The 9,012-nt window shown below is 64.8% G+C and carries 9 protein-coding genes; 5 read left to right on the top strand and 4 right to left on the bottom strand.

What is annotated here, in order from left to right:
• Window positions 1–763: cell division protein ZapE (gene zapE / locus WBQ44_RS17520; protein WP_495567943.1), on the bottom strand; the 763-nt coding region annotated here is incomplete at its 3' end.
• Between the two features lie 34 nt (window positions 764–797).
• On the opposite strand from zapE, the gene WBQ44_RS17515 reads away from it, so the two are divergent.
• The 5 genes from WBQ44_RS17515 (at window position 798) to WBQ44_RS17495 (ending at window position 5,466) form a co-directional block, all read left to right on the top strand.
• On the top strand, window positions 798–1,601 hold the full coding sequence (locus WBQ44_RS17515) for a pyrimidine reductase family protein (protein WP_495567942.1): 804 nt from the start codon (window positions 798–800) through the stop codon (window positions 1,599–1,601).
• A 40-nt stretch (window positions 1,602–1,641) separates the two neighbouring features.
• Window positions 1,642–3,204, top strand: a complete 1,563-nt coding sequence (locus WBQ44_RS17510; RefSeq protein ID WP_495567946.1) for an alpha/beta fold hydrolase — start codon at window positions 1,642–1,644, stop codon at window positions 3,202–3,204.
• Window positions 3,205–3,282: 78 nt separating this feature from the next.
• Window positions 3,283–4,539 (top strand): glycosyltransferase family 87 protein, encoded by a 1,257-nt coding sequence (locus WBQ44_RS17505; RefSeq protein WP_495567941.1) that lies wholly within the window; start codon window positions 3,283–3,285, stop codon window positions 4,537–4,539.
• 9 nt (window positions 4,540–4,548) lie between these two features.
• A complete protein-coding gene (msrB, locus tag WBQ44_RS17500) occupies window positions 4,549–4,974 on the top strand; it encodes a peptide-methionine (R)-S-oxide reductase MsrB (RefSeq protein ID WP_495567940.1) in 426 nt (141 codons plus the stop codon).
• A 33-nt stretch (window positions 4,975–5,007) separates the two neighbouring features.
• Window positions 5,008–5,466 (top strand): MaoC family dehydratase, encoded by a 459-nt coding sequence (locus WBQ44_RS17495; protein ID WP_495567939.1) that lies wholly within the window; start codon window positions 5,008–5,010, stop codon window positions 5,464–5,466.
• Here WBQ44_RS17495 and WBQ44_RS17490 read toward each other — a convergent pair.
• The 3 genes from WBQ44_RS17490 to hemQ form a co-directional block, all read right to left on the bottom strand.
• The gene (locus tag WBQ44_RS17490) at window positions 5,447–7,759 is read right to left on the bottom strand and encodes a molybdopterin-dependent oxidoreductase (RefSeq protein ID WP_495567945.1); all 2,313 of its coding nucleotides are present in this window, start codon (window positions 7,757–7,759) and stop codon (window positions 5,447–5,449) included. The genes WBQ44_RS17495 and WBQ44_RS17490 overlap by 20 nt on opposite strands.
• A gap of 20 nt (window positions 7,760–7,779) precedes the next feature.
• On the bottom strand, window positions 7,780–8,478 hold the full coding sequence (locus WBQ44_RS17485) for an HAD family hydrolase (RefSeq protein WP_495567944.1): 699 nt from the start codon (window positions 8,476–8,478) through the stop codon (window positions 7,780–7,782).
• A partial coding sequence (hemQ, locus tag WBQ44_RS17480; protein ID WP_495567938.1) for a hydrogen peroxide-dependent heme synthase occupies window positions 8,466–9,012 on the bottom strand: 547 nt, incomplete at its 5' end. The genes WBQ44_RS17485 and hemQ, both read right to left, overlap by 13 nt.

Genomic DNA, 9,012 nt, shown 5'->3' with positions numbered 1-9,012 from the left:
GCGAAGGATGCAGCGTGCTGAGGTGTGCGAGTAGTTCGTCGAAATCGTCGAGTGTCGCGCCCTCGATGTCGGCGGCTCGTTCGACGAGTTCCGCCTCGGACGTCGGATCGGGCGCAGGCGGCAGATCGCGGTGGCGGTAGTCGGGGCCGTCGACACGAATCGACTCGAAGATGGAACCGAGCTTCTTGATCTCACGCATGAAGTCCTCGGCCGCGAAACGGCCCTCGCCGAGCTGGCCCGGCAGGGTGTTCGACGTCGCGACGATGGATACGCCCCCGGCAGACAGCTCGGAGAGCAGACGCGAGACGAGCATGGTGTCGCCCGGGTCGTCCAGTTCGAACTCGTCGATACAGAGCACGCTGTGGTTCGACAGGCCCTCGAGTGCTTTCACGAAGCCCAGCGCACCGACGACGTGCGTGAGCTCGACGAACGTGCCGAACGCTTTGGGCTCGGGAACGCTGTGAAAGATGGACGCCAGTAGGTGGGTCTTGCCCACACCGAACCCGCCGTCGAGGTACAGACCGGCGCCGGTCTGCGGCGTCTTCTTGCCGAACAGTCCGCGCTTACTGCCCTTGGTGGTGATCTTGGTGACCTTCTGAGCGAACTCCTCGGCCTTGGCCACTGCCTCGGCCTGGCTGGGTTCGTTGGGGTCGGGAATGTACGACCCGAAGCTGACGTCGTCGAACATGGCCGGCGGAACCATTTGAGCGATCAGCTGATCGGACGGAACCACCGGATTGATATCGACAAGACGTGCGGGCATTGGACGAGCCTAACGACGTGGTGTTATCTACCTTGTGCAGCTACTCGATATTGCGACCTACTTCACATCCGAGAGCGATGTGTCACGCGTGGCGAGAGGGCCGTTGGGGTACGCCGAACTGAGGCGTCTCTACGCCTACCCGCCCCGGCCCCGGCGGCCGTGGATTCGCGCCAACTTCGTCTCGAGCATCGACGGTGCCGTATCCGCCGACGGCAGGTCGGCCGGGCTCGGCACCCCCTCCGACAAAACCGTCTTCTCCGTTCTACGCTCATTGGCCGACGCAGTGCTCGTGGGCGCGGGCACGGTGCGGACCGAGAATTACGGAGGCGTTCGGTTCTCGGACGAGGACCAGGCCGCCCGCCGCGCGGCATCGATGGCACCCATTCCCCCGGTGGTGGTCGTGACCGCATCGGCCGATATCGATCCCGGCAGCCGAATCTTCACCGACTCCGAGGTACCGCCCGTCATCCTGACCACGACGGCGGCGCCCGAGCGAACGCGGCGTGACCTCGCTGCCGCCGGCGCCCGTGTGGTCGAGTCCGAGGGCGACACCGTTTCCACCGCTTCGATCCTGGCGACATTGGACGACCTCGGGTTGCATCGAGTGTTGTGTGAGGGCGGGCCGGGACTCTTCGGTCGCCTCGTTGCCGACGGCGCGGTCGACGACCTGTGCCTGACAATGTCTCCCCATGTGGTCGCGGGAGACGCTGGACGCATCGCGCACTCGGCTTCCGCCGCCCTGCGCCGGATGACCCGCGCCCACGTTTTGGCGGATGACGACGGCACGCTGTTGACGAGATGGGTCGCGCACGTCGGTGACGCAGGCCGAACCCGGTGAGAGTCGAGCGCGGACAAAAGTCGATAGCCTCGCTGTCGTGATGCAGAAACGATCGTGGCTCGCAATTCTCGGATGCCTGGCGTTGACGAGTGCCGCGTGCGGGGCAGGTCCGTCGGAGCGGCCGGAGGTGGCCGTCGAACAGAATTCACCAGGCGAGGTCGCAGAGAGCGATAGCGCGGCGCCGGAGCAAGCCACACTGCCTCTGCAGGTTCCGGCCACCGATCTGGCGTGGACGGAGTGCACCGACAGCACGCTCGACGGCTTGGGCCTCACCGCACGTACCCCGGGCCTGATCCTCGAATGCGCGGGCTTCGAAGCACCCGTCGACGCCTCGGGACAGATGTTCGGTTCGTTCGAGGTTGGGACCATGCGGGCGCGACTGAACATCACTCCCGAGGACTCGGCGCCACTCGTGTTCACCTCCGGGTCGGACCGCTCGTCCATCGAGACCCTCGCCGACATGGCGGCCGGCCCGAGTTCGACGCTTCTCGCCGCCCATCCGATCGTCGCCGTCGACCGCCGCGGCATCGGTCGTTCCGCCGCGGTGGACTGCGTCGACGTCGGTACCCGTGGCCCGCTCTCCGACCTGGGCCAGTTCGAACGATCGGACGGCGACATCGTCGACCGGGCCGTGACCGTCGGTCGAGACGCCACGATTCAGTGCACGGATCTGCTCCAGCCTCAGGAACTCGCATTCGGGACGAGCTACGCCGCCGACGATCTAGAACAATTGCGGCTGGCCTGGGGCGTCGACGCCCTCGGGATCGTCGGTACGGGCAACGGCGCGGCCACGGCACTCGCGTATGCGGCCCAATATTCGGACAGGGTGGCGCGCCTGATCCTCGATTCTCCCGCCGGCGTGGGCATCGACCGGATGACCGCGGCCGAACAGAAGACACAGGGCCGCGAGGCTGCTTTCGCCGCGTTCGCTCAGCGCTGCCTCGCTCTGCAGTGTTCGCTGGGCCCCGACCCGCTGGCCGCGGTGAAGAACGTGATCGGTGTAGCCAGCGGTGGCGGTTTCGCACCGATTTCCGCGCATGGCGTCCTGGACGGCATCGCGTACGCCCTGGCGTCCACGTCGGGGGATTCGTCACAGCGGGCTCTGGAGCTGTCCGACACATTGAGCGCAGCGAATGCGGGTGATGCTGGTCGGCTGCGCGCGCTCGCCGCGAGAGCGTCGGACGCGTACGACACCGACGGTCAGTTCGTCGCCCGCTGTACGGACGGCCAGTCCTGGCCGTCGCCGCAGACGGTGCGTGACGTGAGCGCGGCGTGGGCCGACCTCTACCCTGTCTTCGGCACGGATGCTGCGCTGGCGGCCCTGACGTGTTCGTCGTGGCCGACTGCGCCCCCTGCTCCCTTGCCCACGACGCTGACGGTTCCGGTTCTGCAACTGAGTGGCTCCGCGGATCCCGTTGTGGGCAGTGGCGGCTTCGGGAGCGTGACGGGTCTCGTGGCGTCCACCGGTGCCCCCTCGTCGGCGATGACGTGGCAGGGGTCCGGCCACCCGATGCTGGGTGGTTCGCAGTGCGCGCAGGCTGCCGCGGTGGCGTATGCAAGTGATGGCACGCTTCCACCGAACGGGAGTGTGTGTCCGGCGTGACTCGCCGCGTGGGACGCTCGGCCACGCCGCGGGGTGTCTGGGTCGGTGGCGGGTGACGGTCAAGGTACCGTTCTGCGAGTGTCACTCAGCTTCCTCGAACCGCGCAACGGGCGGACAACCGCCGACGTAATCAAGTTCGCTCTGTGGCCTATCGCCATCATGACCGTTGTGCACCGCGTTGTGATTCGCGCGGTCAACGGCGACATCACCAACGACTTCAATCCGGTGTACAGCGCTGCACTTGCTTTCTTGAATCGTCAGCCCGTGTACACGGCCAACTTCGATTCTGTCGATCCGCACTACCTGTATCAGCCCAGTGCCACGATGCTGCTCTCTCCGCTGGCGGTACTGGATCCGGAGCGATCCCGATGGCTGTTCATCATCGCCAGCACCATTGCCATACTGGTTGCCCTCTACATCCTGCTGCGCATTTTCGGCTTCGGGCTCGATTCCGTTGCCGCTCCCGCAGTGCTGCTCGCGGCGTTCGTCAGCGAGACGGTGACCAACACTCTCGCGTTCACCAATTTCAACGGATTCGTGCTGCTCGGCGAGGTCGCGTTCCTCGGGTTTCTGCTCAAACGCAAAGATCTCTCGGCCGGTGTGGCGATGGGACTCACGCTCGCCATCAAACCGATGCTCGCGCCCCTTCTGTTGCTGCCGCTCATGACGAGGCAGTGGAAGGTGTTCGTCACCTCTCTCGCAATCCCCGTGATCATGATGGCCATCGCCTGGCCACTGTCGGTCGACCCGATCAATTTCCTCGATCACACCCTGCCGTATCTGCTGCAAACTCGCGACTACTTCAACAGCGCGGTAGTCGGTAACGGCAGCTACTACGGCTTGCCGGAGGCACTGATCCTCGGCATCCGCGTGATTCTCGGTCTGATGGTCGCCGCATCGCTGTGGCTGCTCTACCGCTACTGCCGTGAGGATCGACTGTTCTTCTTCGCCACGGCATCCGGCCTGATCCTGACTGCACACTGGCTGTTGGGTTCGCTGGGCCAGATGTACTACTCCATGATGCTCTTCCCTCTGTTGATGACGGTCGTGCTCAAGAACTCACTGCTGCGCAACTGGCCGGCGTGGCTCGCGATCTACGGGTTCATGAATGCGGACCGCTGGCTGTCCGGTCGCTGGGTGGAAACGGGCCGCGCCTTCGACTACATGCGCACCACGTTCGGCTGGAGCTTGCTCATCATCGTCATCTTCGGCGTCCTCGTCGGTCGTTATCTCGCGGCACGCAACGACGGCAGACTCGGCGACGGAATAGAACCGGACTACTTACTCGAAGCACCTCGAACAGGCGAAACGACGAAATCCGCGCGATCGTATTAGCGTGGGGGCATGAGTTCAGCCACCGACAACAATTCTGCCCCCGCCGTGCAGCTCACCGACGCGCAATGGCGCGAGAAGTTGACTCCCGAGGAGTACGCGGTTCTTCGCGAGGCGGGTACCGAGCGTCCCTTCGTGGGCGAGTACACCGACACGAAAACCGAGGGTGTCTACTCCTGCCGCGCATGCGACGCCGAACTGTTCCGCAGCACCGAGAAGTTCGAATCGCACTGCGGTTGGCCGTCCTTCTTCGACCCGGCCGACTCGGATGCGGTCATCCTGAAAGAAGACGTCACCCTCGGGATGCGACGGGTGGAAGTGATCTGTAAGAACTGCCACAGCCATCTCGGGCACGTGTTCGAAGGCGAGGGGTACCCCACTCCGACCGATCAGCGGTACTGCATCAACTCGATTTCTTTGGTTCTGAAACCTGCGTAGAGCGCCGGACGGGCAGTTCTGCATACTGTGACGATGCGCACCTTCACATCGGCAGAGCAGTTGAAAGCGGCGGTCGGCCAGGATCTCGGAGTCAGTGACTGGCTACAGATCACGCAGGACCGGGTCGAGAAGTTCGCCGACGCGACCGGAGACCACCAGTGGATCCATGTGGACGTCGAACGGGCGAAGAAGGAGAGCCCGTTCGGCGCACCCATCGCACACGGCTTCCTGAGCCTGTCGTTGGTGTCCATGCTCAACTGGCAGATCTACACCATCGAGAACACCAAGCTGGGTATCAACTACGGCTCCAACAAGGTTCGCTTCATCAACCCCGTCAAGGTCGGATCACACGTGCGGCTCCACACCACGCTGACGTCCGTCGAAGACGCGTCCGGCGGCGCGCTGCAGATCGTTGCCACCTGCACCCTCGAAATCGAAGGCGAAGACAAGCCGGCGCTGGTGGCTGAGATCATCAGTCGAATCGTGTTCTGACGGTTACCTCGCGGCTGTCCGCAGGCACGAATCGGGGCGGATCGAACGCAGTGATCGGCGGTAGTTCGTCGTCGTAGCGTTCGATCTGCACCAGCACGTGTTGTCCCGTGCATCCGCGGGACAACGACGACGCCCCGATATCCGCGGTGAGAACGTTCGGATTGCCGTGCTTGCAGAGCGACCGAGCGTCTCCCGGCACCAGGGGGTCGTACCACGCTCCCGTCGACAGCTGAACGACATCGGCGCGCATACCCTCGTCCACGATCACGCCGGCCAGGCATGCACCGCGGTCATTGAACACTCGCACCACGTCACCGTCCCCGACGCCGCGTGCGGCCGCCGCGTCGGGATGCAATCGAAGCGGTTCGCGGTCCCGTATCTTCGACGCTCGACTGACCGCACCGTGATCGAGCTGACCGTGTAGCCTGCTGCGCGGCTGGTTCGCGATCAAGTGCAGCGGAAATCGTTGAGCGCGTTCACCTTCGAGCCATTCTTCGGGCTCGTACCAGGCAGGGTGCCCGACGCAGTCGTCGTAACCGAACCCGTCGACGACTGCGGAGAAAATCTCGATCTTGCCGGTCGGTGTTCGAAGCGCGTTGCGCACTGGATCCTGCCGGAAGTCCTCGAGGAACGTCAGGTCGTCTTCGGTGTCCATCCGCACCGAACCCGCGCGTCGGAACTCGTCGAAATCCGGAGTGTCGACACCGGCGGTTCCGAGGTAGCCGCGCCATTGACCGTACAGATGCCGAATCCACTCCCCCGACGTGCGACCTTCGGTGAATTGTCTTCCGACACCGAGTTTCTGCGCGACCTCGGCGAACGTGTCGTAGTCGTCCCGCGCCTCCGCGTACCGAGGAACCACCCGGTGCATTGCGACGAGCAGCGGGTCGTTGCGGGTGCAACTGATGTCGTCTCGTTCCAGCGACGTAGTGGACGGCACGACGATGTCGGCGTGTTTCGCCATGGGTGTCCAGTACGGATCGTGGACGACGACGGTGTCCGGGCGCGCCAGGGCACGGCGCAACCGACCGATGTCCTGGTGGTGGTGAAACGGATTGCCGCCTGCCCAGTGCACGAGCTTGATGTCCGGGTAGGTCATGCGGCGGCCGTCGTAGTCGAACTCGCCGCCGGGGTCGAGCAACATGTCCGATACCGCCGCGACCGGGATGTGCGCGGCCACGGAGTTGAGGCCCTGCGGGAGCGTCGGCAGTGGGTATGGCACGGGTCCGAGGCCCGGTTCGTTCATCGAGCCGTAGCCGTGACCGAAGCCGCCGCCCGGAATGCCGATCTGGCCGAGCATCGCTGCGAGAGTCAATCCCATCCACGGCGGTTGCTCGCCGCTCTTGATTCGCTGCAGCGACCACGTGACCGAGACGAGGGTGCGGCCCGACGCCATCGACCTCGCGAGGTCGACGATAGTGTGGGCAGACAGCCCCGATTTGTCTGCGGCCCACTGCGCGGACTTCGGGGTGCCGTCCGACGTTCCCAGCAAGTAGCGCTCGAAAATGTCGTAGCCCGAGCAGTAGGTGTCGAGAAACCGCCGGTCGTGCAGGTTCTCGGTTGCCAGAACGTGCGCCAATCCGAGCATGACCGCGACGTCCGAACCTGGCCGCGGGGCCAGCCACGTCGCGTCGCCGGTAAAATCGTCCCGCAGCGGGCTGATGGTGACTATTTTTCCGCCGCGTGCACGCAGCGATTCCAATGCCGACCGCGCCGGGTGGTTGGATGTGCCGCCGTGATTGACCGAGGTGTTCTTGAGTGGGACCCCTCCGAACGCAACGAGGAGGTCGGTGTCGCGGGCGATGACATCCCAGGAAGTGGAGCGGGAGAACATCTTCCAGTGCGCACCGACGACATGCGGCATGATGACCGACGTCGCGCCCGTCGAGTAGCTGTTGACCGAGCGGGTGAATCCGCCGAGGCAGTTGAGAAATCGGTGGACCTGGCTCTGGGCGTGATGGAACCGGCCGGCACTCGCCCATCCGTAGGATCCGCCGTAGATCGCTTCGTTTCCGTGACGGTCGATCACTCGGCGTAGTTCGGCGGCGAGGAGGTCGGTCAGTTCGTTCCACGACACCGAGACGTACTCGTCGCTGCCGCGCCGCTCGCTGGGCCCGGGGCCGTGCTCGAGCCATCCGCGGCGCACTGCCGGGCCTTCGATTCGTGCTCGATGCCGAATCGAGCCGGGGATGTTGCCCAGGGCCGGGGACGGGTCTACGTCACCGGCATGAGGTTCGACGGCTGTCACCTCGCCGTCGGCAGCCGAGGCGGTGAACATGCCCCAGTGCGCCATGTGTTGCGCGCCGCTCACCGTCAGATTCCGTTGCTCTCCACCACGGTCAGCAACGCCGTGGGGCGCTTCGCCGTCGGAAGTGGATCTACGAGTGCGAACGAGCACCCGATGGCCCGCGCTGCCCCGTCGGCCTCTTCGCTGTCGCCGACCATCAGCGTGCGCGCCGCGTCGACGCCCAGTTTCTCCACGGCATGGCGGAAGATCTCCGGTTGCGGCTTGACGGCGCCGATCTCGAACGACAGGACGAACTCGGACACGTACTGGCTGATGCCCAGGGCGTCGAATGCGGGCCTGATGTCGAACGCGATGTTGCTGAGCACTGCAACGGGAATGGACTTGTCGGCCAGCGTCTTCAACACCTCGACGGTGTCCGGGTACGGAGTCCAGCACGACGGATCGATGACCCGGCCATACAGCGAACTGGCCTGCTCCGGATCATCGACACCGGACATGGCCAGCACGTGCAAATATGCCTGACGGTGCAGTGCCGGATCCAGATCGCGATTGCGCCACGCGTGCCGGGTGACATCGTCGAACTCGACGACCTCGCCCACCGGTGCCGTCATGCGCCGCATGAGTTCGGCCGCATGATGGCCGTCGACGACGGTGCCGTCGGAGTGGGTGACCCCGTCGAACCAGCTCTCGTCCTCGTCGAGGCGAAACAGTGTGCCGGAGAAATCGAAGATCACCGCATCGATCGAGGCGCTCACGGCAGAGATGCGACGAGGGCCTCGACGTCCACGCGGGGGCCGGTGAAGAAGGGGATCTCTTCGCGGACATGGCGTCGCGCCTCGGTGGCGCGGAGATCACGCATGAGATCGACGATTCGGTCGAGCTCGGGCGCCTCGAACGCGAGGATCCACTCGTAATCGCCGAGGGCGAACGAGGGGACGGTGTTGGCTCGCACATCCTTGTAGCCGCGGGCAGCCTTTCCGTGATCGGCGAGCATGGTGCGGCGCTCCTCGTCGGGCAGCAGGTACCAGTCGATGGACCGAACGAACGGGTACACACAGATGTAGGCGCCCGGGTCTTCGCCTGCGATGAACGCCGGAACGTGGCTTTTGTTGAATTCGGCGGGGCGATGCAGCGCCGAATTGCTCCACACCGGGGTGCTCGCCTTGCCCAGTGCCGTGGTGCGACGGAAATCGGAGTACGTGGCCTGCAGGTCCTCGATTCGTTCGGCGTGAGTCCACACCATGAAGTCCGCGTCGGCGCGCATTCCTGCGATGTCGTACACACCGCGAACTGCGACG

Source organism: Rhodococcus sp. (in: high G+C Gram-positive bacteria), from assembly GCF_049591685.1.
Classification (GTDB): Bacteria; Actinomycetota; Actinomycetes; order Mycobacteriales; family Mycobacteriaceae; genus Rhodococcoides.
The sequence above is the reverse complement of the archived record's forward strand: the minus strand, read 5'-3'. Positions and strand labels throughout refer to the sequence as shown.

Excerpts from the sequence above, each read along its gene's own strand:
- WBQ44_RS17510 (WP_495567946.1), top strand. The coding sequence starts at position 1,642 with ATGCAGAAACGATCGTGGCTCGCAATTCTCGGATGCCTGGCGTTGACG.
- msrB (WP_495567940.1), top strand. The coding sequence starts at position 4,549 with ATGAGTTCAGCCACCGACAACAATTCTGCCCCCGCCGTGCAGCTCACC.
- WBQ44_RS17495 (WP_495567939.1), top strand. The coding sequence starts at position 5,008 with ATGCGCACCTTCACATCGGCAGAGCAGTTGAAAGCGGCGGTCGGCCAG.
- WBQ44_RS17490 (WP_495567945.1), bottom strand. The coding sequence starts at position 7,759 with ATGGCGCACTGGGGCATGTTCACCGCCTCGGCTGCCGACGGCGAGGTG.